The sequence below is a fragment of the Microbacterium sp. Root1433D1 genome (assembly GCF_001426835.1).
Classification (GTDB): domain Bacteria; phylum Actinomycetota; class Actinomycetes; order Actinomycetales; family Microbacteriaceae; genus Microbacterium; species Microbacterium maritypicum.
Map to the genome: position 1 here is coordinate 197,045 of NZ_LMFN01000002.1, position 24,525 is coordinate 221,569.

The window sequence follows — 24,525 nt, forward strand, 5'->3', positions numbered from 1 at the left end:
GATTAAGCGTCAGTTGGACTTGGCCGTGATCCACACGGTGACGGCGACGAGTGCGCCGATACCGAAGATCCACACGAACAGGCCCTCGGAGACCGGTCCGAGCGAGCCCAGCGAGAATCCGCCGACCTGCACGGACTGCTGCTGGAAGAGCAGCGCCGAGATGATGTCGCGCTTGTCTTCGTCGGACAGGTTCATGTCGCCGAAGACAGGCATGTTCTGCGGACCAGTGACCATGGCCGCGTACATGTGCAGTGCGCTGGTCTCGCTGAGTCCGGGGGCGTACTTGCCCTCGGTGAGCGCTCCACCGGCGGCGGCCACGTTGTGACACATCGCGCAGTTGACGCGGAACAGCTCCGCGCCCTTGGAGACGTCACCCTTGCCGTCGAGGATGTGGTCTGACGGGAATGTCGGGCCGGGTGCCTCGGACTGGACGAAGGACGAGATCGCGAGGATCTGGTCCTCGGTGAACTGCGGTGCCTTCTGCGGCGCCTGCGGTCCCTGCATCTGCAGGGGCATGCGACCGGTCGACAGCTGGAACTCGGTTGCCAGTTCGCCCACGCCGTAGAGGCTGGGGCCGTTGGCCGTTCCCTCCAGGTCGAGACCGTGGCAGGTGGCGCAGTTGGCCGTGAACAGCTTCTCGCCGTCTTCGACGGTCAGCTGCGTGGTCGCGGCCGACTGGGTGTCGGACGCAGCGAACGCGGCGGACGCTCCGGCGTACACAGCGCCGGTGATCATGAGGCCTGCTCCGATGAGCGCCGCTGCCGCCAAAGGGCTGCGACGACCGCCGGAACGGCGCTTCTTCTCTCGTGCCATCTCGGGGATCAGCTCCGCTCTTATTTCAGGAAGTAGATAACGAGGAACAGCACGATCCAGACGACGTCGACGAAGTGCCAGTAGTAGGACACCACGATCGAGGAGGTCGCCTCCTTGTGCCGGAAGTTCTTGACGGCGTATGCGCGGCCGATGACGAGCAGGAACGCGACCAGACCACCGGTGACGTGCAGGGCGTGGAAGCCGGTCGTCAGGTAGAACGCGGAAGCGTAGGAGTCGGCGCCGATCGGCATGCCTTCAGCGACCAGCTGGGCGTACTCCCAGACCTGCCCGGAGACGAAGATCGCGCCGAGGGCGAAGGTGAGGAAGAACCACTCGACCATTCCCCAGCCGAACAGGCGACGGCGTCCGGCGCCGTTCTTCTGTCCCTTGCCGATCTTGTAGGGCTGCAGGTCCTCCGCCGCGAACACGCCCATCTGGCACGTGAACGAGGAGAGCACGAGGATCGCAGTGTTCACTGCGGCGAACGGGACGTTCAGCAGCTCGGTCCGGTCTGCCCACAGCTCCGGGGAGGTGCTGCGGAGGGTGAAGTAGATCGCGAAGAGTCCCGCGAAGAACATCACCTCACTGCCGAGCCACACAATGGTGCCGACAGCTACCGGGTTGGGCCGCTTAATCGTTCTCGCCGCCGGGGCATACGTCGCTGAGGTCGTCACCCCTCCATTATGGCCGATCCGCGGGCGTGATTCTTGCACCGACGGCCCTCGAATAGCCTGCCTTGGACTTAGGGGACCCTAAGAAAACACTGCGAATACCCGGTGAATCCGCGGGAAACAAGGGGTGAGGCCCCTGTGCACGTGTGTTCGGAAGCATCTGCATGTTTTCTCTGCGCCGATAGGATCGCACACATGGCTGATTCCCTGACCTGGTCCGACGTGCTCACCTCTCTGCTGGAGCGCCGTGATCTCAGTGTGTGGGAGTCCACGTGGGCGATGCGTCAGATCATGCAGGGAGGCGTCACCGAAGCGCAGTTGGCGGGCTTCCTCGTAGCCCTCCGTGCGAAGGGGGAGACGATCGACGAGATCGTCGGCTTCCGCGATGCGATCCTCGAGGCTGCGGTTCCCCTTCCCGTCTCACCCGACGTGCTGGACATCGTCGGAACCGGTGGTGACCGAGTCGGCACGGTGAACGTCTCGACCACGGCGGCGATCATCATCGGCGCGACGGGTGTGCCCGTGGTCAAGCACGGCAATCGCGCGGCGAGCTCCGCCTCCGGGTCCTCCGACGTGCTGGGGGCCCTCGGGCTCGAGCTGTCCCTCGACCCTGCCGCCGTCGCATCCATCCTCGACCGCACCGGCATCACCTTCGCCTGGGCCGGAGCCTTCCACCCGGGCTTCAAGCACGCCGGTCCCGTGCGGGCGGAGCTGGGAGTGCCGACCGTCTTCAACATGCTCGGACCGCTGTGCAACCCCGCTCGTGCCGAGGCCAACGCGGTCGGCGTCGCGCAGATCGAGCGCGTCCCGCTGATCACGGGTGTGTTCCGTACCCGTGGTGCGACGGCGCTCGTCTTCCGTGGCGATGACGGACTCGACGAACTCACCACCACCGGACACAGTCGCATCTGGGAGGTCACCCGCGGGGACATCCACGAGCACGACCTCGACCCCCGCGACCTCGGCATCCCGATCGCCGATCTCGCCGACCTCATCGGCGGCTCGCCCCAGCACAATGCGGAGGTGCTCCGGCGCACCTTGGCGGGGGAGACCGGCGCCGTGCGTGACATCGTGCTGCTCAACGCCGCGGCGGGCATCGTCGCCTTCGAGCTCTCGCAGGATGCCACTCAGGTGCAGCGGCCGATCCTGGAGCGCCTGCGTGAAGGCTACGACAAGGCGTCGGCGGCGGTCGACGACGGTCGCGCCCTGGCGAAGCTCGACCAGTGGATCTCGGTGAGTCGCGAACTGGCTGCTCCGAAGGAGTGACCGTGGACCCCGTCGACGCGCTGCTGGAGATCGCCTCTCTGCTGGAGCGCGAGCGGGCGTCGCGGTATCGAGCGAAGGCGTTTCGTCAGGCCGCGGCGACACTGCAGGACCTTCCCGACGACCTCAGCGCCGATCCCACCCGACTGCGTGCGGCGAGGGGCATCGGCGAGTCGACGTTCGCGGTGATCCGTCAGGCCCAGGCGGGGCAGGTTCCCGACTACCTCGTCGAGCTGCGGGGAGATGTCGAACCCGAGCGCGTCTCCGAGCTTCGCGCGAAGCTCCGCGGCGACCTGCACGCGCATACCGACTGGTCCGATGGAACGACTCCGCTCTCGGTGATGGCTGCTGCTGCACGCGCCCTCGGGCACGAGTATCAAGCGATCACGGATCACTCGCCACGCCTTCGGGTGGCCAGAGGGCTCTCTGCGGAGCGGCTGCGCGAGCAGATGCCCCTCGTGCGTGCGGAATCCGGCGACGGTTTCACCCTTCTCACCGGCATCGAGGTCGACATCCTCGAAGACGGGGCGCTCGATCAGGAAGACAACCTGCTCGCCGAGCTCGACATCGTCGTGGCATCGGTCCACTCCAAGCTGCGCATGGACTCGCGCCCGATGACCGCGCGGATGATCGCCGCGGTGTCGCACCCGAGGGTGAACGTGCTCGGACACTGCACAGGTCGACTCGTACAGGGCGAGCGGGGCACGCGCCCGCAGTCGGCATTCGATGCGGCAGCGGTCTTCTCCGCCTGCGCCGACAACGGAGTGGCCGTCGAGATCAATTCCCGGCCTGAACGTCAGGATCCGCCGGATGAGCTGATCGCGATCGCCCTGGAGGCGGGATGCCTGTTCTCCATCGATTCGGATGCTCATGCTCCCGGCCAGCTCTCACTGCTGGACCACGGCGCCGAGCGCGCGGAGCGGGCGGGGATCCCCGCGTCGCGGATCGTGACGACCTGGGGGCTCTCGCGTCTGCTCGCCTGGGCGGAGTAGACCCGCTCCGTCGCCCTGTCAGCCGGCTTTGAGCGCGGCGTTGGACACCGCGGCGACCGCACGCGTCATGGAGCCGCCGAGGTTCCACTTCTCCGCGAGCGCCGTGGCCGCGTCCACCTCTGCGGGGTCGAGCACTCGAAGCGGAACGTCGGGTGCAGTGAGGGGGAGGGAGGTGGCGACGGCCACCACCGTCGGCGCGACATCGAGGTAGGCGGATGCCGCGAGCAGCTTCGCACGCACTCCGGCGCTCATGCCCTCGCCTGCCTCCGCGGCGGCGCGGATGCCCTCGAGATCGGCGTGCGCCTGGAGCAGGGTCGCCGCGGTCTTCTCGCCGACGCCGGCCACCCCGGGGAGTCCGTCTGAGGCATCGCCGCGCATGGTGGCGAAGTCGGCGTACTGCGAGGGGAGCACGCCGTACTTCGCGACCACCGTCGCATCGGTCACGATCTCGAGGTTGCTCATGCCGCGTGCGGTGTAGATGACCCGCACGTCGCGGGCGTCGTCGACGAGCTGGAACAGGTCACGGTCACCCGTGACGATGTCGACCGGCATCGTCGCGGTGGTCGCGAGCGTGCCGATCACGTCGTCGGCCTCGTGCTCCGCGACCCCGACGATGGGGATCCCGATCGCCGCGAGCGTCTCGCGGATGAGGGGGATCTGGGCTTCGAGAGGGTCGGGAACCTCTTCGACGTCTGGCCCGCTCTCGACGACTTCGACGACGCGGTGCGTCTTGTAGCTGGGGATGAGGTCGACGCGCCACTGCGGGCGCCAGTCGTCGTCCCAGCAGGCGACCACATGAGTGGGCTCGTAGAGCGTGACGAGCTTGGCGATGATGTCGAGCAGACCGCGTGCTGCGTTGATCGGCGAGCCGTCCGGTGCGGTCACCTTGTCGGGGACGCCGTAGAAGGCACGGAAGTAGAGGCTGGCGGTGTCGAGCAGCATGAGGCGATCGGTCACGAACGACAGTCTGACACGGGCACGTGGCGCGGGCCGGCGCTTGTCGGTCGCAGACTGAGACGATCCGCTCGGTGGGGACACTCACGGGCATGAAAGCTCCTCTTCGCACGTTCTCGGCCCTCGTCCTGGGCGGGGTGGTGCTCGCCGCGGCACTGACCGGATGCGCGACGTCGGCGGGAACTTCTCCGGTTCCGGAGTCGACGTCCGATCCGAACACCTCTGACACGTCATATGCCCCGAAGGCGGCGTGGCTCGATGGAACGTCATTCGTGTTGAAGACATGGGGCGATGCGTGCGTGCCGCAGATCGGGGACATCGTCGCGGGGGATCAGTCGCTCGAGATCGTGCTCGTCGACGGGGAGGACGAGGCGTGTGCGGACGTGCAGACCGCGCACGGAACCTACATGGGCTTGCCGGCCGGGTTCGATTCCTCACGCCCGGTGGAGCTGACGGTGACCGACGCGGCAGGCGTGAAGAGCGAGCTCACTCTGCCCGGGCTCGCGGACGGGGAGATCATCCCTGCGGACAGGATGTCTCCGCAGACACCGGCGGCGACGTGGATCGATGAGCGCGAGCTCGCGATCCTGACATGGGGGTCGTCGACGTGTATGCCGGCCGCCGGAACCGTCGAAGTCGTCAGCGAGACGGAGGGGATCGTCCGGATGGAGCCGAGCGCGAACCAGGTCTGCACGATGGATCTGGTTCCGCAGGTCACGTTCGTGCCGGCGGAGGGCGTCGCCGCGGATGCGAAGCTGACGCTGGAAGGCTATGTGGATGCGGACGGTGCTCCGGTCGTCGTGACCGCCGTGCGCTAGTCCGGGTGCGTCGTCTCAGCAGCCGGGTGCCGACGGTCGCTGCGCGCAGGTGAACGCCACGAGCGCGGTGTGCGCCTCGAAGATGCGTATCTCCCGCGCGGGGCCGGGGATCGTGAGGTCGCCGGCCACCGGGAACCAGCCGCCGCCGAGGTCGACTTCGGCGGCGTAACGGACCGTGACGTGCGCCTGGTACGTGCCCCGTTCGCTGTACACATGGCTGGTGGAAGTGGGGGTGAACGGTGATTGACCGAGCGCCGACCACGTCTGTCCGCCTGTGCTCGAGGTGGCGGACGTGCCGTCGCCGTGCACGAACTCATAGCTGACAGGAGTGAAGCGCACGCTGAGCGGTGCGCCGAAAAGCGTGCCAGAGCGCGTGTGCACCGATGCCGCTGCGATGAAGTTCGTCGGCATCCCGGCCACGCCGACGTTGTCGGGCTCGCCCTCGTTCGCGACCGGATCCGGAGCGAACTGCGCGAGGTCGTCGATCGTGATCGCCGGGGCTGCAGGGGAGTCCGCACCCGGTGACGACGGTTCCTCATCGATGACGGTGCGGAAGCAGCCGCGGGAGCTGTTCCAGTCGTCGAGACATGAGTCGAAGTCGAACTCGTGCACGGGGAAGGCGGGGGAGGACGGGGAGTCGGGGTGCGGCGCGCTGTCGCGGGGGCCGTCGGACGAGGTCTGGGTCTGCGTGCCGGAGATGACGACTGCGTGGTCGTCATTGCCGACTGCAACGTCCGCTCCTCCAACACCCCTGCCATCGCTACCAGCCGCCAGCGAGGCAAGAATGGCCATCACGGCGGCTGTTCTCATCCGGAGCATGCGGTTCCAGGGTCTCGGTCCGCACGATCCACTCGCAGGCGTCCGTCTGACAAGACGAACGTGACGCGGAGCGGGTTCATGTCGGGACGGTCGGGGGAAGTTACCGAGTTGCCGGATTCATCGACAACGTCGGAGCCACTCACATCAACGCAGACCGATGCTTCTACCTGCTCAAATGATGAATGACTGCTGATTCCGTTGAACCGGACTACGGTCATCTGTCCCGTGAACGCATACTTCTCGGCATGGAGCTCGGACAGCGTCTGACGATCCGCCGCCTCAAAGTCACCACTTGTGAGATCGAACACAGGCTCAAAAGTGGCCGGGTCGTCGAGGTCAACGGCATTGAGAGCATCTGTATAGGCCCGATACGTCTCTTCTGCGGCGGCGAAGGCTTCTTCCTCCGAGGCGAAGGCCGCGGTGGGGGTGGGTGTCGGCTCGGGCGTCGGCGCGCAGCCCGCGAGCATCACGACGATCGAGACCATCATGAGCGCACCGGAACGACGGGGAATGGCGGAGGAAGCTGTCGGCGGGATCACCCAGTCACGGTAACCCGGAGGGTCGACGGCCCGTGTGAGTTATCCACAGCGCGATGCTCGGGGGAATCCGACTCCTGCAGTGTCGGAACTTCTGATAGCGTTAACTGTCACTCGTGGCGTGCATACGCGTGCCCTCGTGGCGAGAAAACCAAAATCCAACTGCTGTGAAGCATGCAGTCGGCCGTGCGCGGCCGTTGCCTCCCAGCCCGAGTCTCCATTCAACAAGGACAACCCACTACATGACTACCGCAACGACCGCCCCGGCCACCAAGCAGGTCGCCATCAACGACATCGGATCTGCTGAGGACTTCCTGGCCGCGGTCGAGAAGACCCTGAAGTTCTTCAACGACGGCGACATCATCGAAGGCACGATCGTCAAGATCGACCGCGATGAGGTCCTCCTCGATGTCGGCTACAAGACCGAGGGTGTCATCCCCTCGCGTGAGCTCTCGATCAAGCACGACGTCGACCCCAACGAGGTCGTCGCTGTCGGCGATCTGGTCGAGGCCCTCGTTCTCCAGAAGGAGGACAAGGAAGGCCGTCTGATCCTCTCCAAGAAGCGCGCACAGTACGAGCGTGCCTGGGGAGACGTCGAGAAGATCAAGGAGAACGACGGCGTCGTCACCGGTACGGTCATCGAGGTCGTCAAGGGTGGACTCATCGTCGACATCGGCCTCCGTGGCTTCCTCCCGGCTTCGCTCATCGAGCTGCGCCGCGTCCGCGACCTCACGCCGTACCTCGGCCAGGAGATCGAAGCGAAGATCCTCGAGCTCGACAAGAACCGCAACAACGTCGTCCTGAGCCGCCGCGCGCTGCTCGAGCAGACGCAGTCGGAGTCGCGCACCACGTTCCTGAACAACCTGCACAAGGGTCAGGTCCGCAAGGGTGTCGTCTCGTCGATCGTCAACTTCGGTGCGTTCGTCGACCTGGGTGGCGTGGACGGCCTCGTGCACGTCTCCGAGCTGTCCTGGAAGCACATCGAGCACGCCTCCGAGGTCGTCGAGGTTGGCCAGGAGGTCACCGTCGAGATCCTCGAGGTCGACCTCGACCGCGAGCGCGTCTCCCTGTCGCTGAAGGCGACGCAGGAGGACCCGTGGCAGGTCTTCGCCCGTACCCACGCGATCGGTCAGGTCACGCCGGGTAAGGTCACCAAGCTCGTTCCGTTCGGTGCGTTCGTTCGCGTCGCAGACGGCATCGAGGGCCTCGTCCACATCTCCGAGCTCTCCAGCAAGCACGTCGAGCTGGCTGAGCAGGTCGTGTCGGTCGGCGAAGAGGTCTTCGTCAAGGTCATCGACATCGACCTCGAGCGTCGTCGAATCTCGCTGTCGCTGAAGCAGGCCAACGAGTCGGTCGACCCCAACGGCACCGAGTTCGACCCGGCCCTGTACGGCATGCTCGCCGAGTACGACGAGAACGGCGAGTACAAGTACCCGGAGGGCTTCGACGCCGAGACCGGTGCGTGGAAGGAAGGCTTCGACGCCCAGCGCGAGGCATGGGAGCAGGAGTACGCTGCAGCCCAGGCTCGCTGGGAGGCGCACAAGGCTCAGGTCGTCAAGGCGGCCGAGGCCGAGGCTGCGGCCGGAGACGACTTCGGTGGCCAGTCCTTCACCAGCGAGGCTGCCGGCGCCGGCACCCTCGCGGACGACGAGGCTCTCGCCGCTCTGCGCGAGAAGCTCTCGGGCGGCAACGCGTAAGCAGCATTCTGAAACGGGTCGTCACCTCGCCTTCGGGCGGGTGTGGCGGCCCGTTTCGCATGTCCGCGTGGAGGATTCCCGTGCGTGACGCAGCATTACGCCGGTATTCGTAGCAATCGATCCACTCGGCCAGCATGGGCACATGACCGCCTTGCTGCCCGCGCCGCGCACCACAGCCGTCCCGACGGCGTGGGGGACCGCGTAGGCGGTCCGGCTCGACGGAATCGAACGATCGTTTCCGCTGGCGAGCGGACGCCGCGACGTGCTGCGCACTGTGGACCTCGACATCGCCGCGGGCGAGATCGTCGCCGTGGTCGGACCCTCCGGGTGCGGAAAGTCGACCCTGCTTCGCCTCGTCGGCGGCCTGGACGCACCGACACGGGGCAGCATCCGCCTCGATGACACGCTCGTCGCCGACGTCGACGAACGCACGGCCGTCGCGTTCCAGGAGCCCCGACTGCTCCCGTGGCGCACGATCGCCCAGAACGTCGAGCTCGGCCTGCCACGCGGCACCGCTCGTCGTGCCGGTCGTGAACGCGTGCGCGAGCTGCTGCACCTGGTCGGCCTCGACCACGCGGCCAACCAGCGCCCGCGCGAGGTGTCCGGCGGCATGGCGCAGCGCGCGTCCCTCGCGAGAGCCCTCGCCCGTAACCCCGGCGTCCTCCTGCTCGATGAGCCGTTCGGGGCGCTCGACGCACTCACCCGCCTGCGCATGCACGACCTGCTGCTGAAGATCCATGCCGCGGAGCCGACCACGGTTCTCCTCGTCACCCACGACGTGGAAGAGGCCCTCTACCTCGCCGACCGTGTGCTGCTGCTGCGCACGCTGGACGGAACCGGCACCGACGAGTCCTCCATCGCCCGCACGATCACCGTGCCGGGCCTTCGCCCCCGAGACCGTGCCGATCGCGGCCTCGCCGACCTGCGCGCCGAGCTTCTCGAAGGCCTCGGCGTCGACACCCACCACCGCACCGCCGAGGAGAACCGATGAGCATCACCACCCGCCGAATCATCCCCGCGATCGCGATCGCCGGGACGATGATGCTCGTCGCCACCGGCTGCGTCGCCGGAGAGAACGCCGCAGCCACCGACACGAAGCCCACGTCCGGCGCAACCGAATGGTCATCCGACACGCTCTCGATCGACTTCGCCACCTACAACCCGCTGAGCCTCGTGATCCGCGACCAGGGCATCCTCGAAGACATCTTCGGCGACGACGTCACCGTCGAGTGGGTGCAGTCCGCCGGCTCGAACAAGGCCAACGAGCTGCTGCGCTCCGGGTCGGTCGATGTCGGATCGACTGCGGGATCGGCTGCGCTCCTGGCCCGGGCGAACGGCTCGCCGATCCAGGTCATCGACATCTTCTCGCAGCCGGAGTGGGCGGCGATCGTCGTCGGACCCGACAGCGACATCACCTCGATCGAAGACCTCAAGGGCGCCTCCGTCGCAGCCACCAAGGGCACCGACCCCTACTTCTTCCTGCTGCAGGCGCTCGAAGAGGGCGGTCTGTCTCTGTCCGACGTCGAGGTGCAGAACCTTCAGCACGCCGACGGCCGTGCCGCTCTCGACGGTGGTTCGGTCGACGCGTGGTCGGGTCTCGATCCGATCATGGCCGCGGCCGAGGCGGAGTCCGGCGACAAGCTCATCTACCGCAACGTCGACTTCAACACGTACGGCTTCCTCAATGCGACCGAGGAGTTCATCACGAACCACCCCGACCTGGCGCAGGCCGTCGTCGACGCGTACGAGCAGGCCCGTGAGTGGGCGCTCGAGAACCCCGACAAGACCGCGGCGCTTCTCGCCGAGGTCGCCGGCATCGACATCGGGGTCGCCACCACCGTGATCGAGGAGCGCTCGAATCTCGACGTGAGCGGGATCCCCGGAGACGACCAGGTCGCCGTGCTCGAGAAGATCGCTCCCGTGCTCGTGGAGTCCGGCGACGTGCAGGGCGGCAAGGCCTCCGTCGACAAGGCACTGTCGTCGATCGTGAACGACACGTTCGCCAAGAAGGCGGTCGACGGCGAGTGAGCGATCTCGACCAGCGGGTGATCGTCCCTGCGGACTCGCAAGACGCCCTCGACTTCGCCAGGGGAGAGCTCCGGCGCCCTGACCCCGTCGTTCGGCGCACGTGGGATCGACCCGCGGCGCGGATGATCGCCGGGCTCGTACTGCCGGCGATCATCGTGATCGTCTGGCAGGTCGTGACGACGAACGGAGCGATTCCGTCGTACCGTCTTCCCACACCCGCCTCTGTCTTCCAGGCCGGTGTCGAGCTGGCGCAGAGCGGGCAGCTCTGGACGCACATCGCCATCTCCGTGCAGCGCGTGCTGCTCGGATTCGCGATCGGATCCGTGATCGGGCTCGCCGTGGCCGGCGTGGTGGGGCTGTCGCGGCTGGGAGACGTGCTGCTCAGCCCGACGCTCGCCGCCGTCCGTGCGGTGCCCTCGCTCGCCTGGGTGCCGCTGCTGATCCTCTGGATGCAGATCGGCGAGGAGTCCAAGGTCACGCTCATCGTGATCGGGGCGTTCTTCCCCGTCTACACCACGGTCGCCTCGGCGCTGCGTCATGTCGATCCGCAGCTCGTCGAGGCCGGACGATCGTTCAGCCTGCGCGGATGGTCGCTGTTCCGCATCGTGCAACTGCCCGCCGTCGTGCCCTCCGTCATCTCCGGCCTTCGCCTCGCGCTCGCCCAGGCGTGGCTGTTCCTCGTCGCCGCCGAGCTCATCGCGTCGTCCATGGGCCTCGGCTTCCTGCTGACCGATTCCCAGAACAGCGGCCGGGTCGACCGCATCCTGCTCTCGATCGTTCTGCTGGCACTGCTGGGCACCCTCACCAACGGCCTCCTCGTGCTGGTGGAGAAGTACCTGCTCCGACGATGGGTGTGAGCGTGACGGAGGCCCGGCTGCACGAGACACGCGTCTACGAGCCCTCGAACGAGTTCCCGCACGCGAACGTCACGGGGGAAGCCTATGCGCGCGCGGCAGCAGATCCCGTCGCGTTCTGGGAGGATGCTGCCCGCCGCCTCGACTGGTCGGAGCCGTGGCATACCGCCCATGAGTGGGAGCCGCCGATCGGCGACGCGGTTCCTGCAGCCCGCTGGTTCGTCGGCGGCAGGCTCAACGTGGCCGCGAACTGCATCGATCGACACGTCGATGCCGGCCACGGAGACAGGGTGGCCCTGCACTTCGAGGGCGAGCCGGGCGACCGCGTCGCGGTGACCTATTCCGACCTGCAGCAGCGGGTCTCCCGCGCCGCCAACGCCCTCGTCGCGCTCGGCATCGAACCGGGCGACCGCGTCGTGATCTATCTCCCCGTTCTCGTGGAGACGATCGTCATCACGCTCGCCTGCGCCCGGATCGGTGCCGTGCATTCGCTGGTGTTCGGCGGATTCTCGGCCGAGGCCGTACGCTTCCGCCTCGAAGACACCGGCGCGAAGCTGCTGGTGACGAGCGACGGGCAGTATCGTCGCGGCGTCGCCACCGTGGTCAAGACCACGGCCGACGTCGCGGCGGCCGGTCTTCCCGACCTCGAGCACGTGCTCGTGCTTCGGCGCACCGGTCAGGACGTGCCGTGGACCGACGGGCGCGATCTCTGGTGGCACGACGTGGTCGACACCGCGCCGTCTACCCACGAGGCCCAGGCGTTCGACGCCGAGCATCCCCTCTTCATCATCTACACCTCCGGCACCACCGGGAAGCCGAAGGGGCTCGTGCACACCGCGGGAGGGTATCTCACGCAGGCGAGCTGGGCGCACTGGGCGCACTTCGACGCGAAGCCGGACGACGTGCACTGGTGCACGGCGGACCTCGCCTGGGTCACCGCGCACACCTACGAGATCTACGGCCCGCTCTCGAACGGGCTCACCCAGGTCATCTACGAGGGGACGCCGGATTCGCCGCATCGGGAGCGCCATCTCGAGATCATCGAACGGTACGGGGTCACCGTGTATTACACGGCACCCACGCTGATCCGCACCTTCATGACGTGGTTCGGCGCCGAGCTGCCGGGCGGCCACGACCTGTCGACCCTTCGACTGCTCGGAACGGTCGGCGAGGCCATCAACCCCGAGGCCTGGATCTGGTTCCGGCAGAACTTCGGCCGTGACGAGCTGCCGGTGATCGATACGTGGTGGCAGTCGGAGACCGGCGCCGCGATGATCGCCCCGCTGCCGGGCGTCACGCGGCTCAAGCCCGGTTCGGCCTCGGTGGCGCTGCCGGGGATCGACGCCGCGGTGGTCGACGCCGACGGGATCGAGGTGGGCCCGGGGCGCTCGGGGACGCTCGTCATCCGCCGCCCGTGGCCCGGGATGGCCCGCACCGTCTGGGGCGACCCGCTGCGCTATCGCGACGCGTACTGGTCGGCATTCTCCGGTCACGGACGCTTCGGCGGTTTCTACGTCGCCGGTGATGGCGCGACCAGGGACGCCGACGGGTACATCTGGATCCTCGGTCGCCTCGACGACGTCGTCAACGTCTCGGGGCACCGGCTCTCCACGATCGAGATCGAGTCGGCTCTCGTTGCACACGACACGGTCGGCGAGGCGGGCTCCGCCGGGGTCTCCGACCCCGTCACCGGTCAGGCCGTCGTGGCTTTCGTGACGCCTTCCGGCCGTGCCGACGTGAATCCGGCCGACCTGCGCGCTCAGGTCGCGCAGTCGATCGGTCCCGTTGCAAAGCCCCAGCACATCGTGGTCGTGCCCGATCTGCCCAAGACCCGGTCGGGCAAGATCATGCGACGACTCCTGGCGCAGTTGTGGGAAGCCGAGCAGGATCGACGGGCCGGTCGCGAAGCCCAGCCGCTGGGAGACACGACGTCGCTGCAGAACCCCTGGGCCGTCGATGAGATCGCCGACGTGCTCGCCGCCGCTGAACTGAGGACATCATGACGGAAGAACATCGCTTCGGATTTCGCACCAGAGCACTTCACGCCGGTGGAACCCCCGACGCCTCCACCGGTGCGAGGGCCGTGCCGATCTACCAGACGACGTCGTTCGTCTTCGACGACGCGGCGGACGCCGGCAACCTCTTCGCCCTGCAGAAGTACGGCAACATCTACTCCCGGATCGGGAACCCCACGGTCGCCGCTCTGGAGGAGCGTCTCGCATCGCTCGAAGGTGGCATCGGCGCCGTCGCCACGGCCTCGGGCATGAGCGCGGAGTTCATCACGTTCGCCGCTCTGGTCGGCGCGGGCGATCACGTCGTCGCCGCTGCGCAGCTGTACGGCGGAACGATCACTCAGCTGGATGTCACGCTGCGCCGCTTCGGCGTGGAGACCACGTTCGTCGCCTCGACGGAGCCGGCCGATTTCGCCGCCGCGATCCGCCCGGAGACGAAGGTCGTCTACGTCGAGATGATCGGCAACCCGTCGGGTGAGATCGCCGACATCGAGGGGCTCGCCGCCGTCGCCCACGCGGCGGGTGTGCCGCTCGTGGTCGATGCGACGCTGGCGACCCCCTACCTCGCACGTCCTCTCGAACACGGCGCCGACATCGTCATCCATTCCGTGACGAAGTTCCTCGGCGGGCACGGCACCACGCTCGGCGGCGTCGTCATCGAGAAGGGCACGTTCGACTGGGGCAACGGCAAGTTCTCGCAGATGACCGAACCCGTCGACTCGTACGGCGGCATCAAATGGTGGGACAACTTCGGCGAGTACGGGTTCCTCACCAAGCTCCGCTCCGAACAGCTGCGTGACATCGGTCCCGCGCTCAGTCCGCAGTCGGCGTTCAATCTGCTCCAGGGAATCGAGACCCTTCCGCAGCGCATCGACGCGCACCTCGCGAACGCTCGCATCGTCGCCGATTGGCTCGCCTCCGACCCGCGCGTGGCGTACGTGACCTGGGCAGGGCTCGAAGGGCATCCGCATCATGACCGCGCGGCCAAGTACCTGCCGCTCGGACCCGGTTCCGTCTTCGCCTTCGGAGTCGCGTCGCCGGAGGGTCGAGCGGCGGGGGAGAGCCTGATCGAGAACCTGCAGCTCGCCTCACACCTCGCGAACATCGGCGATGCCCGCACCCTGGTGATCCACCCGGCCTCGACGACGCACCGCCAGCTCACCGAGGAGCAGCTCGTCGCCGCGGGTGTGCGTCCGGACCTGATCCGCATCTCGGTCGGACTGGAAGATGCCGAGGACATCGTCTGGGACCTCGATCAGGCCCTCACCGCGGCGACAGGAGCGAACCGATGAGCGCGACCACCTCGGGCGATGCGTGCGCGCTGCCCTCCGTGACCGATGAGACGGCGGCCTGCGCCCTCCCCGGTGCGGTGCCGACGATGCCGGGGCGGACCTGGATCGGGCCGACCCAGCAGGAGCGCTTCGGACTGCTGCGACGCGCGAAGTCGATCGCGATCGTCGGAGCGTCCAACAACCCCGCACGCGCGTCGTACTTCGTGGCGACGTATCTGCTCTCCAGCACGGCCTACGACGTGTACCTGGTGAACCCACGCGAGACCGAGATCCTCGGACAGCCCGTCTACGCGACCTTGCGCGACCTGCCAGTGGTGCCCGACATCGTCGACGTGTTCCGTCGTCATGACGACCTTCCCGGCGTCGCCCAGGAAGCCATCGAGGTGGGGGCGCAGACGCTGTGGCTGCAGCTCGGGTCGTGGAACGAGGACGCGGCAGCGATCGCCGAGGGTGCCGGTCTCTCGGTGGTCATGGACCGCTGCATCAAGATCGAGCACGCGCGATTCCACGGCGGACTGCATCTGGCTGGCTTCGACACCGGCGTGATCAGCTCGCGCCGTCAGCTGCTCGCCCGATGAGACACGATCTCGACGACACCTAGACTGGCGGCATGCCCCTCATCGCCCTCACCGGCGGCATCGCCTCCGGGAAGTCGACCATAGCCCGGCGCCTGGCAGAGCACGGTGCCGTGATCGTCGATGCAGATCAGATCGTGCGGGACGTGCAGTCGCCCGGATCGCCGGTCCTCGCGAGGATCTCGGAGGCCTTCGGCGCCGCCGTCATCGCACCGGACGGCTCCCTCGACAGAGCCGCGCTGGGGGCGAAGGTGTTCGGCCATGCCGACCTCCTCACGCGGCTGAACGCGATCGTGCATCCTGCGGTGCGCGAGGAATCGCAGCGACGTTTCGATGCCGCCCTCGCCGACGACGCGGAAGCCGTCGTCATCTACGACGTGCCGCTTCTCGTCGAGGCGCGAGTGGACGACCCGTGGGATCTCATCGTGGTCGCGCATGCGCCTGCAGAGGTGCGTCGGCAGCGGCTCGTCGACCTGCGCGGCATGGACGAGAATGCGGCGCAGGACCGGATCGACGCCCAGGTCTCCGATGACCGTCGTCTCGCGATCGCCGACGTCGTGATCGATACCTCCGACACCCTGGAGCGCACGCTCGAGCAGACGGACGCCCTCTGGGAGCGGATCAGCGAACAGTGACCTTCTCCGGTCACGCGCCGGGTTCGCGCGAGTATCGGCGTCTGATCGTCGGCCTCTTCTTCGCAGGTATCGCGACGTTCGCGCAGCTGTACTCCGCCCAGGCCGTCCTGCCGCAGATCTCGTCCGACCTCTCCGTCAGCCCGGCCACGGCGGCCCTGAGCGTGTCGGCGGCCACCCTCGGTCTGGCACTGGCCGTCATCCCCTGGTCGGTCGTGGCCGATCGCATCGGTCGGGTGCCGGCGATGGCCACGGGCGTTCTCACGGCGACGGTGCTGGGGCTCTCCGCGCCGTTGAGCGGCGAGATCATCACGCTGCTGTCCCTCCGATTCGCGGAGGGAGTGGCACTGGGCGCCGTGCCGGCTGTGGCCCTGGCCTACCTCAGCGAGGAGGTCGAGGCACGCCACGCCGCCGCAGCCGCAGGGAGCTACATCGCCGGAACCACAGTGGGCGGACTCCTCGGCCGCATCGCGTCGGGGATCGTCGGGGAAGTGGGCGGATGGCGTGCCGGAATCCTCTCCGTCGCGCTGATGTGCGCGCTGGCTGCTGCACTGTTCCTCTGGCTCACTCCCCGCGCCAGAGGGTTCGTCCCCGGACGCCTGCGGGTGGACCGCGGTCCCGGCATCCTGGAGAAGCTCCGCGCGCCGTTGCGCTCGTCGCTGCAATGGGCGCTGTATGCACAGGGCTTCCTGCTCATGGGGGCCTTCGTCGCGGTGTACAACTACCTCGGCTTCCATCTCTCGGCCGAGCCGTTCGCCCTGCCGGCCTGGTTGGTGCCGCTGCTCTTCCTGGCCTATCTGGCAGGCACCGCCTCCTCTCCGTGGGCCGGCGCGCTCGCCTCGCGGATCGGACGCTTCCCTGTACTCCTCTCCTCGATCGGTGTGATGGCCGCGGGCGCGGTTCTGCTGCTGGTGCCGATGGTGGCGATCGTGCTGCCGGGGCTCGTGCTCTTCACCGCTGGATTCTTCGGAGCCCATGCCATCGCCTCCGGATGGACACCTGTCGCTGCCGGTCCTGCCAGCAGGGCGCAGGCTTCGTCCCTCTACTACTTCGCCTACTACGCGGGATCGAGTCTGTTCGGCTGGATGCTCGGTCTCGTGTTCGGGGCCGCGAGCTGGGGGTGGTTCGTCGCCGTCATCGTCGCGATGTGCGCGGCCGCCGCTCTCGCGGCCTTCTCCGCACTGCGCGGCGCGTCGAGCGGCCAGTCATCTGCCTGAGCACATCTCGTCATCGGGCGACGGCCTCGATGTCGGAGGGGCGGCATACGCTGGAGGTATGCAACCCACGCGCAGTGTCCGACCCTTCGAGGTCATCAGCGAGTACGAGCCTGCAGGCGACCAGCCCAAGGCCATCGCCGACCTGGCGGCACGCATCAACGCGGGCGAGACCGACGTCGTCCTGCTCGGCGCGACCGGTACCGGAAAGTCCGCGACGACGGCCTGGCTGGTCGAGCAGGTCCAGCGCCCGACGCTCGTGCTCGCGCACAACAAGACGCTGGCCGCTCAGCTCGCGAACGAGTTCCGCGAACTCATGCCGAACAACGCGGTCGAGTACTTCGTGTCGTACTACGACTACTACCAGCCCGAGGCCTACGTGCCCCAGACCGACACCTTCATCGAGAAGGACTCGTCGATCAACTCCGAGGTCGAGCGACTGCGTCACTCCACGACGAACTCCCTGCTGAGCCGCCGCGACGTCATTGTCGTCTCGACCGTGTCGTGCATCTACGGGCTCGGGGCGCCGGAAGAGTACCTGCGTGCCATGGTCGCTCTGCAGGTGGGGGAGCGCTATGACCGTGACGCGCTCATCCGGCAGTTCATCGCGATGCAGTACAACCGCAACGACGTCGACTTCTCGCGGGGCAACTTCCGTGTGCGCGGCGACACCATCGAGATCATCCCCGTCTACGAAGAGCACGCCATCCGCATCGAGCTGTTCGGCGACGAGATCGAGGCGCTGTACTCGCTCCACCCGCTGACCGGAGAGGTCATCGAGAAGCTCGACGCCGTGCCGATCTTCCCGGCTTCGCACTACGTGGCCGGCACCGACGTCATCCAGCGTTCGATCGGCACGATCGAGACGGAGCTGGAAGAGCGTCTGGCCGAGTTCGAGCGGCAGGGCAAGCTCCTCGAGGCGCAGCGTCTGCGCATGCGCACCACGTTCGACCTCGAGATGCTGCAGCAGCTGGGCTTCTGCTCCGGCATCGAGAACTACTCGCGGCATATGGATGGACGCGCGCCCGGCGAGCCGCCGCACACCCTGCTCGACTTCTTCCCGGATGACTTCCTGCTGGTGATCGACGAGTCGCACGTGACCGTGCCGCAGATCGGCGCCATGTACGAGGGTGATGCTTCTCGCAAGCGCACGCTCGTCGACCACGGCTTCCGCCTGCCGAGCGCGATGGACAACCGGCCGCTGCGATGGGACGAGTTCAAGAACCGCATCGGGCAGACGGTCTACCTCTCGGCCACCCCCGGGAAGTACGAGATGGGGATCGCCGACGGCATCGTGGAGCAGATCATCCGCCCGACGGGCCTTGTCGATCCGGAGATCGTGGTGAAGCCGTCGAAGGGTCAGATCGACGACCTGCTCGAGGAGATCCGCCTGCGAGTCGAGCGTGACGAGCGTGTGCTCGTCACGACTCTCACGAAGAAGATGGCAGAAGAGCTCACCGACTTCCTCGGCGAGCACGGGGTGCGGGTGCGTTACCTGCATTCCGATGTCGACACGCTGCGTCGCGTCGAGCTGCTCAGCGAGCTGCGCGCCGGGGTGTACGACGTCCTCGTGGGCATCAACCTCCTGCGTGAGGGTCTCGACCTGCCAGAGGTGTCCCTCGTCGCGATCCTCGACGCCGACAAGGAGGGCTTCCTGCGTTCGGGCACCTCCCTCATCCAGACCATCGGTCGTGCCGCTCGAAACGTGTCCGGCGAGGTGCACATGTACGCCGACAAGATGACCGACTCGATGACGAAGGCCATCGAGGAGACCGACCGGCGACGCGAGAAGCAGGTCGCGTACAACAAGGAGCACGGCATCGACCCGCAGCCGCTCCGCAAGCGCATCGCCGACATCACCGAGGTGCTCGCCCGTGAGGGTGCAGACACGGCGGAGATGCTGTCGGGTCGAGGCCGCGCGACGGGCAAGGGCAAATCGCCGACGCCCAACCTGCGGCGCACGGGTATCGCAGCTGAGGGGGCGCAGCAGCTCGAGGCCACGATCCAGGACCTGTCCGACCAGATGCTCGCCGCGGCCGCCGAGCTGAAGTTCGAACTTGCCGGGCGTCTGCGTGACGAGGTGCAGGATCTCAAGAAGGAGCTCCGCGCCATGGAGCGCGCTGGACACGCGTAGACGGGGGCTGGTCGATGGACGCTGCGGGGAACGAGCTGGCCGACCGGGTGCGTGCCTTGTTGGGGGCCGACACCTGGATCGAAGAGCGGCGCATGTTCGGCACCAGGGCGTTCCTCGATGACGGCCACATCCTCGTCGGAGCGCGTCCCGGTGGAGTCCTCCTGGTGCGCGTCGACGACGAGAACGGCGCGGCGCTGCTCACGCACCCCGGAGCCGCACGTGCGGTGATGGGTTCGCGCACGATGGGTTCGGGGTGGATCGACGTGGTGCCCGGTGCCATCGAAGACGACACGGAGCTCATGTTCTGGCTCGATGTCGCCCGCGAGTCGACGGGCTCGGCGGTCGAGACGCCGGAGCAGGACTGACGCTATGGGCAGTGCACCAGCGTCTTGGGCCCGGTGCGGTCGATCTCGTGCTTCGTCATCGGGGCGCCGCAGAGCGGGCAGGCGCGCTCTGCGCGTTCGGCAGCGCTGGGCGGCGGGGTCTTCTCGTACGGGCCGACGGATGCGGGCCCCGCGAACCGGATGAGGTTCGTGTTCACCCAGGAGTACAACCCTCCTGCGTCGCGGATGCGAGTGCGGAGGGGTGGGCGGTCGGAATCCTTTGCCATGTTCGTTAGTGTACTAACTATTAGTGCAGATGTATAGTCTCCCTTGTGACGGCATCCGACGACCTGCTCCGGCTCGAGAACCAGCTCTGCTTCGCCCTGGTGACAGCGGCGCGCAACGTCGTCGCCCTGTATCGCCCGATCCTCGAGCCGCTGGGCCTCACGCATCCGCAGTACCTCGTCATGCTGGCGCTGTGGGAGAGGGCCCCGCGCACGCTCAACGATCTGGCGGTCGACCTCGCCATGGAGCCGGCGACCGCATCGCCGCTGGTGAAACGGCTCGAAGCCGAGGGGCTGGTCGCACGTCAGCGCAGCAGCGAGGACGAGCGACGTCTGGAGATCACGCTCACCGCAGCGGGGTCGGCCCTCCGTGATCGGGCAATCGACGTTCCGCACCAGGTCATGGCGGCGGTGGGCATGGGCGTCGACGAGATCGCGGCCCTTCGGGACGGTCTCGGCCCTTTCGCCGGTCGGCGCCCTGACCTCGCCTGACGAGTCGTCTCACGGCGCGGTCGGGCCCGTGGCGGGGGAGCAGCCCCCTAGGGTGGAGGCATGTCGCGCTCCGAGCCCTCGGTCCCGGAGGGGCAGCGTGCCGGTGAAGAACGGCATCGAACGAGGCTTCTGCTCCCGCTGCTCGCGATAACAGGTTTCTTCGCGACGATCATGTTCGCGGCGGCCACGCAGGGGATTCCGCAGTTCGGCGGGGGGCTGGACGACACCGAGGGGCGCACTGGCGAGGATGTCCTGCCGACCGCGCCGACGGAGACCGCACCCCCGCCGTTGGAGCCTCCGGAGGATTCGCCGCTGCTCGCGATCATCGGCACCATCCTCGCCGCGGTCGTCGTCGCCGCTGTGCTCGCGATGGCCTACCTCGGTATGCGGCTCCTGATCCGCTACCTCGTGGGGCTGTGGCGTGACCGCCCGCTCGCGCGCCGAGAGGCGGCGCAGGTCGCCATCCAGGTCGTGGCCGCGCCCGTGACGGATGTCGAGCCGGACGAGGCGACGATCCGACGAGGAATCGCGGAAGCCCTGCGGACGATCGACGACCGCCGCGTGCCCGGCGACAGCATCGTGGCAGCGTGGGTGGGCCTGGAGGAGTCGGCGGCGGACGCCGGTGCCGGGCGAGGACGCAATGAGACCCCGTCGGAGTTCACTGTGCGCATCATCGGTCGGCGCGCCGGAATCGCCGCCGACGTGGTCACCCTGCTCGCCCTCTACGAGCAGGTCCGCTTCGGCGGTCATGACGCCGACGAGAGCGATCGAGCCCGCGCCTCCCAGTGCCTCCGAGGCATCCAGGAGGGGTGGCGATGAAGCGACGGATGCTGATCCTGGGGATCGGCGGCGTTCTCGCCCTGGCCGTGCTCCTGCTGCTCGCGCAGCTGGGCTTCCCCGTGCCGTTCGTGCTCGCATGGATGATCCTCGTCGTCGCAGTGGTCGTCGCCTGCCGCCAGGAGTTCATCGAGGTCGGGCCTGCGTGGCCTCCCGAGAAGCCCGGCCGCGATTCGCGCGGCTCCGAGGTGTCACGCATGGCCTGGGCGATCAACACGCGTACGGGTGTGGCCGGCCACGTCGTCGTGCGCCGGGTGCAGAGCGTGCTGAGAAGACGCCTCGCCCTGCGTGGACTCGACCTCGACGACCCCACGCAGCACGCTCGCATCGACGCCCTCCTCGGTGAGGGGGTGCGCGACGCCCTGCGCCGTCGCGAAGTGCAGCGCACCGACATCGAGATCGTGCTCGACGCGATCGAACGAATCCCGAACGACACGGAGGAGACCGGATGAGCAGCCAGGAGACCACCCAGATCGCCGAGACCGGGCGTCGAGTGCTCGACAGCGTCCGCGGCGCCGTCGTCGGGATGGACGAGCCCCTTACGATCGCCCTCGCTGCGATCCTCGCGGGTGGCCATGTGCTCTTCGAGGATGTTCCGGGGTTGGGGAAGACGCTCGCCGCACGGAGTCTGGCGTCGGCGCTCGGCCTCGACTTCCGTCGCCTGCAGTGCACTCCGGACATGCTCCCCGGGGATGTCACCGGCTCCTACGTCTACGCGCCGGCCACCGGCGACTTCGTGTTCCGGCCCGGGCCGATCTTCACCGGGCTGCTCCTCGCCGACGAGGTGAACCGCACGACACCCAAGACCCAGTCGGCGATGCTGGAGGCCATGGCGGAGCATCAGGTCACCGTCGAGGGGAACAGCTTCCCGCTCCCACTGCCGTTCCACGTGATCGCGACCTCGAACCCCATCGAGTACGAGGGGACGTACGCGCTTCCCGAGGCGCAACTCGACCGCTTCATGGTGCGCCTCGCCGTCGGCTACCCCGCACCGGAGGACGAGACGCGCATCATCCTCGACCGCGTCCGCCGACAGAGTCCCGATACGTCTGTCGATTCCGTCGTCGACGCGGCAGGTCTCCTCGCTATCCAAGCAGCCGTCGAGAGGATCCATGTCGACGCCGATGTCGCCAGGTACTGCGTGGAGCTGACGAAGTCCACGCGGGAGGCGACGCATGTCGCCGTCGGAGCCTCGCCGCGCGGATCGCAGTCTCTCGTGCTGCTCGGTCGCGCACTCGCGGCGCTGGACGGACGAGACTTCGTCCGTCCTGACGACATCAAACGCATCGCGGAGGCGGTGCTCGCGCACCGCCTCACGCTCACGCCGCAGGCGTGGGCACAGGGAATCGACCCCCGGACTGTCGTGGCCGCGGTGGTCGAGAGCACGCCCGTGCCGCCGACCGTGGCCGCGGTGCGGTGACCGAGCCGGTCCGCGTCACGGCGCGCTCCTCTGCGCGCTGGAGCCGGACGCCCGTGATCGCGATCGGCGTCGCCGGCTCGGCGCTCCTGGCTGCCGTGGGGCTCGTGTTCTCGCGGCCCGATGTCGTCGGCATCGGACTTCCGCTCGCCCTCGGGACAGCATGGATGCTGATGCGTCGGCCTCGGGATTCCACGATGTCGATCGAACTGCGTGCGCATGTCGAGGGTTCGGGAGACTCGTCGGAGGTACTGGCGGAAGTCGATGCGATCCTCGACGGCGACTGGGTCCAGGTGGCGATCGATCAGGAGGCGCGGCGGTCCGGGCTCGCCGATGCGCGACCGGGGCACTCCATCCTCCTCACCCGCAACCGCCTGCAGCACTCCGGTCCTGTGGAGCTCCTCGGAGTGACCGTGCGCGGCGTCGCGCTCGACGGCGCATGGGTCTCGGAAGCCGGCCCCCGCGTCGTGCTGGAGTGGAACACCCCGCCCAGGCAGGTCCGGATCGGGCAGCTTCCGGTCGCTCCCCGGCTGACGGGTCTGCACGGCGCCCACGAAGGTGTCCGCCCCGGTCAGGGCGGTGACTTCCGCGACATCCATCCGTTCGTCCCCGGCGACGAGCTGCGCCGCGTCGACTGGCGGGCGACGGCTCGCGCGGCCCGTCGACCTGGCGAACTCCTCGTTCGACGCAGCACGACCCTCAGCGATTCCTCGGTGGTGATCGCCGTGGACACCGCGGAGGATCTGGGGACCGTGGTCGCCTCCTGGGGAGCGGACGACGCCGACCGGTCAGGAGTCACCTCGCTGGATCTCGCGCGTGAGGCTGCCCTCTCCATCGCCACAGCGGCGGTCGGTGTCGGTGATCGGGTCGCGTACCACGCGTTGTCGCCCGGCGGCCGCAGTCTTCCCTCGGGTGGCGGCCCGCGCCACCTCGCACGCGTGCGGGACATGATCGCGGCGACCGGACAGAGCGCGGAGGTGTCCCGGTACCGCCGGTCGCCGGTGGTGCCGTCGGGATCCATCGTCTTCGTGCTCTCGACGTTCTTCGACGGCGTCGCCGCTCAGCTGGCCACCCGGTGGCGGGCGGCGGGTCATGTCGTGGTCGCGGTCGATGTGCTCCCGATTCCCGACCGGAGTCGGCTCACTCGTGAGCAGCGCATCGCACTGCGCACGCTGCTCGCTGAACGCTCCGACATCCTCGTCGAGCTCCGACATGCCGGGGTCGAGGTCGTCGCATGGACGGATCCCGACATCGACGTCGCGATGCGGCTCGCTGCCCTTCGCCAGCGACGGATGCGGACGGTGCGGCGATGACGCGCGGTCTCCGTTCGTTCCGGGTGCGTGCCGCTGTTCCCGGGATCACCGTCCGCCTCCTGATCCTCGCGATCGTGTGGGGCGGCGCTGTCGTGCTCGTTCCCTTCCCGCTGTGGCAGGGGGTGGCGGTCGTCGCCGCTCTCGTCGCGGTGGTGCTCCCACGATCACTGGCGGCGTGGTTCGGGGCCGCCTGCCTCGTTCTGGGCGTCCTCCTCACCGAATCGGATCCGGGACGCACAGCCCTCGCCGTGCTGCTCGTTCCCGCGATCCACGTCCTCGCATCGGTGAGTCTCGAGATCCCGATCTCCTCGCGCGTCGCCCTCGCCGTGCTGTGGCCGAGCCTTGCGCGCTTCCTCGTCGTGCAGCTGCTGGCGCAACCTGTCGTCTTCGGCGTGTGGGTGCTCGCGCCCTCGAACGTCGACCATGGGATCGCGGCGCTCGCCCCGCTCGCCGCCGTGGCGCTCGTGCTCGGGGTGCTGCTCGCGGTGCGAGCCGTGCGGAGGTCGGATGCTCCGCGGAAGGTGCCTCAGGTACAGGACTGAGGTGTGGGTCAGC

At 68.0% G+C, this 24,525-nt stretch carries 26 protein-coding genes; 20 read left to right on the forward strand and 6 right to left on the reverse strand.

Annotated features, from left to right (window positions below; all coding sequences use genetic code 11):
• Window positions 1-9 precede the first annotated feature (9 nt).
• Both qcrC and ctaE read right to left on the reverse strand, forming a co-directional pair.
• Complete coding sequence (qcrC, locus tag ASD13_RS06830) at window positions 10-813, reverse strand: cytochrome bc1 complex diheme cytochrome c subunit (RefSeq protein ID WP_055867422.1); 804 nt, start codon at window positions 811-813, stop codon at window positions 10-12.
• Window positions 814-833: 20 nt separating this feature from the next.
• The gene (ctaE, locus tag ASD13_RS06835; protein WP_131491265.1) at window positions 834-1,487 is read right to left on the reverse strand and encodes an aa3-type cytochrome oxidase subunit III; all 654 of its coding nucleotides are present in this window, start codon (window positions 1,485-1,487) and stop codon (window positions 834-836) included.
• A 192-nt stretch (window positions 1,488-1,679) separates the two neighbouring features.
• On the opposite strand from ctaE, the gene trpD reads away from it, so the two are divergent.
• Window positions 1,680-2,750: an anthranilate phosphoribosyltransferase gene (trpD, locus tag ASD13_RS06840; protein WP_017830258.1), complete on the forward strand. Its 1,071-nt coding sequence runs from the start codon at window positions 1,680-1,682 to the stop codon at window positions 2,748-2,750.
• 2 nt (window positions 2,751-2,752) lie between these two features.
• Complete coding sequence (locus ASD13_RS06845) at window positions 2,753-3,739, forward strand: PHP domain-containing protein (protein ID WP_200935122.1); 987 nt, start codon at window positions 2,753-2,755, stop codon at window positions 3,737-3,739.
• A gap of 18 nt (window positions 3,740-3,757) precedes the next feature.
• Here ASD13_RS06845 and ASD13_RS06850 read toward each other — a convergent pair whose 3' ends face one another.
• Window positions 3,758-4,696: a 5'-3' exonuclease gene (locus ASD13_RS06850; protein ID WP_055869129.1), complete on the reverse strand. Its 939-nt coding sequence runs from the start codon at window positions 4,694-4,696 to the stop codon at window positions 3,758-3,760.
• A gap of 89 nt (window positions 4,697-4,785) precedes the next feature.
• Here ASD13_RS06850 and ASD13_RS06855 point away from each other — a divergent pair, with 89 nt between their 5' ends.
• A complete protein-coding gene (locus ASD13_RS06855) occupies window positions 4,786-5,511 on the forward strand; it encodes a hypothetical protein (RefSeq protein WP_055867429.1) in 726 nt (241 codons plus the stop codon).
• A gap of 15 nt (window positions 5,512-5,526) precedes the next feature.
• On the opposite strand, the gene ASD13_RS06860 is transcribed toward ASD13_RS06855, so the two are convergent.
• Both ASD13_RS06860 and ASD13_RS17150 read right to left on the reverse strand, forming a co-directional pair.
• Window positions 5,527-6,303 carry a hypothetical protein gene (locus tag ASD13_RS06860; RefSeq protein ID WP_235562487.1) on the reverse strand — a complete coding sequence of 259 codons (777 nt, stop codon included), beginning with the start codon at window positions 6,301-6,303 and terminating at the stop codon, window positions 5,527-5,529.
• A 14-nt stretch (window positions 6,304-6,317) separates the two neighbouring features.
• A complete protein-coding gene (locus ASD13_RS17150; RefSeq protein ID WP_235562488.1) occupies window positions 6,318-6,869 on the reverse strand; it encodes a hypothetical protein in 552 nt (183 codons plus the stop codon).
• Between the two features lie 239 nt (window positions 6,870-7,108).
• Here ASD13_RS17150 and rpsA point away from each other — a divergent pair, with 239 nt between their 5' ends.
• The 11 genes from rpsA (at window position 7,109) to ASD13_RS06915 (ending at window position 19,669) form a co-directional block, all read left to right on the forward strand.
• The gene (rpsA, locus tag ASD13_RS06865; protein WP_017830264.1) at window positions 7,109-8,563 is read left to right on the forward strand and encodes a 30S ribosomal protein S1; all 1,455 of its coding nucleotides are present in this window, start codon (window positions 7,109-7,111) and stop codon (window positions 8,561-8,563) included.
• A 223-nt stretch (window positions 8,564-8,786) separates the two neighbouring features.
• Window positions 8,787-9,554: an ABC transporter ATP-binding protein gene (locus ASD13_RS06870; protein WP_235562541.1), complete on the forward strand. Its 768-nt coding sequence runs from the start codon at window positions 8,787-8,789 to the stop codon at window positions 9,552-9,554.
• Window positions 9,551-10,591 (forward strand): aliphatic sulfonate ABC transporter substrate-binding protein, encoded by a 1,041-nt coding sequence (locus tag ASD13_RS06875; RefSeq protein WP_055867432.1) that lies wholly within the window; start codon window positions 9,551-9,553, stop codon window positions 10,589-10,591. Before ASD13_RS06870 ends, ASD13_RS06875 begins: the two co-directional genes overlap by 4 nt.
• Window positions 10,588-11,448 (forward strand): ABC transporter permease, encoded by an 861-nt coding sequence (locus ASD13_RS06880; protein WP_055867435.1) that lies wholly within the window; start codon window positions 10,588-10,590, stop codon window positions 11,446-11,448. Before ASD13_RS06875 ends, ASD13_RS06880 begins: the two co-directional genes overlap by 4 nt.
• A complete protein-coding gene (acs, locus tag ASD13_RS06885; RefSeq protein WP_055867438.1) occupies window positions 11,439-13,448 on the forward strand; it encodes an acetate--CoA ligase in 2,010 nt (669 codons plus the stop codon). The genes ASD13_RS06880 and acs overlap by 10 nt, the downstream gene beginning before the upstream one ends.
• Window positions 13,445-14,749, forward strand: coding sequence for an O-acetylhomoserine aminocarboxypropyltransferase/cysteine synthase family protein (locus tag ASD13_RS06890; RefSeq protein ID WP_055867441.1), 1,305 nt, complete (start codon window positions 13,445-13,447; stop codon window positions 14,747-14,749). The genes acs and ASD13_RS06890 overlap by 4 nt, the downstream gene beginning before the upstream one ends.
• Window positions 14,750-14,835: 86 nt before the next feature.
• Window positions 14,836-15,327, forward strand: a complete 492-nt coding sequence (locus ASD13_RS06895) for a CoA-binding protein (protein WP_055869131.1) — start codon at window positions 14,836-14,838, stop codon at window positions 15,325-15,327.
• Between the two features lie 32 nt (window positions 15,328-15,359).
• Window positions 15,360-15,959: a dephospho-CoA kinase gene (gene coaE / locus ASD13_RS06900; protein WP_055867444.1), complete on the forward strand. Its 600-nt coding sequence runs from the start codon at window positions 15,360-15,362 to the stop codon at window positions 15,957-15,959.
• The gene (locus ASD13_RS06905; RefSeq protein WP_082531436.1) at window positions 15,956-17,173 is read left to right on the forward strand and encodes an MFS transporter; all 1,218 of its coding nucleotides are present in this window, start codon (window positions 15,956-15,958) and stop codon (window positions 17,171-17,173) included. Before coaE ends, ASD13_RS06905 begins: the two co-directional genes overlap by 4 nt.
• A 58-nt stretch (window positions 17,174-17,231) precedes the next feature.
• Window positions 17,232-19,304: an excinuclease ABC subunit UvrB gene (uvrB, locus tag ASD13_RS06910; protein ID WP_055867449.1), complete on the forward strand. Its 2,073-nt coding sequence runs from the start codon at window positions 17,232-17,234 to the stop codon at window positions 19,302-19,304.
• Window positions 19,305-19,318: 14 nt separating this feature from the next.
• Window positions 19,319-19,669 (forward strand): TfoX/Sxy family protein, encoded by a 351-nt coding sequence (locus ASD13_RS06915; protein ID WP_235562489.1) that lies wholly within the window; start codon window positions 19,319-19,321, stop codon window positions 19,667-19,669.
• A 2-nt stretch (window positions 19,670-19,671) separates the two neighbouring features.
• On the opposite strand, the gene ASD13_RS06920 is transcribed toward ASD13_RS06915, so the two are convergent.
• Window positions 19,672-19,914 carry a hypothetical protein gene (locus ASD13_RS06920; protein WP_017830275.1) on the reverse strand — a complete coding sequence of 81 codons (243 nt, stop codon included), beginning with the start codon at window positions 19,912-19,914 and terminating at the stop codon, window positions 19,672-19,674.
• Between the two features lie 45 nt (window positions 19,915-19,959).
• Here ASD13_RS06920 and ASD13_RS06925 point away from each other — a divergent pair, with 45 nt between their 5' ends.
• From ASD13_RS06925 to ASD13_RS06950, 6 genes are read left to right on the forward strand one after another with little or no spacing between them, the layout of a single operon-like run.
• Window positions 19,960-20,403 (forward strand): MarR family winged helix-turn-helix transcriptional regulator, encoded by a 444-nt coding sequence (locus ASD13_RS06925; protein ID WP_017830276.1) that lies wholly within the window; start codon window positions 19,960-19,962, stop codon window positions 20,401-20,403.
• A 60-nt stretch (window positions 20,404-20,463) separates the two neighbouring features.
• Entirely contained in the window at window positions 20,464-21,222 is a 759-nt protein-coding gene (locus ASD13_RS06930; protein ID WP_055867452.1) for a DUF4129 domain-containing protein, read from the forward strand.
• The gene (locus tag ASD13_RS06935; protein ID WP_235562490.1) at window positions 21,219-21,692 is read left to right on the forward strand and encodes a hypothetical protein; all 474 of its coding nucleotides are present in this window, start codon (window positions 21,219-21,221) and stop codon (window positions 21,690-21,692) included. The genes ASD13_RS06930 and ASD13_RS06935 overlap by 4 nt, the downstream gene beginning before the upstream one ends.
• Window positions 21,689-22,660: an AAA family ATPase gene (locus tag ASD13_RS06940; RefSeq protein ID WP_055867457.1), complete on the forward strand. Its 972-nt coding sequence runs from the start codon at window positions 21,689-21,691 to the stop codon at window positions 22,658-22,660. The genes ASD13_RS06935 and ASD13_RS06940 overlap by 4 nt, the downstream gene beginning before the upstream one ends.
• Entirely contained in the window at window positions 22,657-23,970 is a 1,314-nt protein-coding gene (locus tag ASD13_RS06945; RefSeq protein WP_235562491.1) for a DUF58 domain-containing protein, read from the forward strand. The genes ASD13_RS06940 and ASD13_RS06945 overlap by 4 nt, the downstream gene beginning before the upstream one ends.
• A complete protein-coding gene (locus ASD13_RS06950) occupies window positions 23,967-24,512 on the forward strand; it encodes a hypothetical protein (protein ID WP_055867471.1) in 546 nt (181 codons plus the stop codon). The genes ASD13_RS06945 and ASD13_RS06950 overlap by 4 nt, the downstream gene beginning before the upstream one ends.
• The last annotated feature ends 13 nt before the right edge of the window (window positions 24,513-24,525 follow it).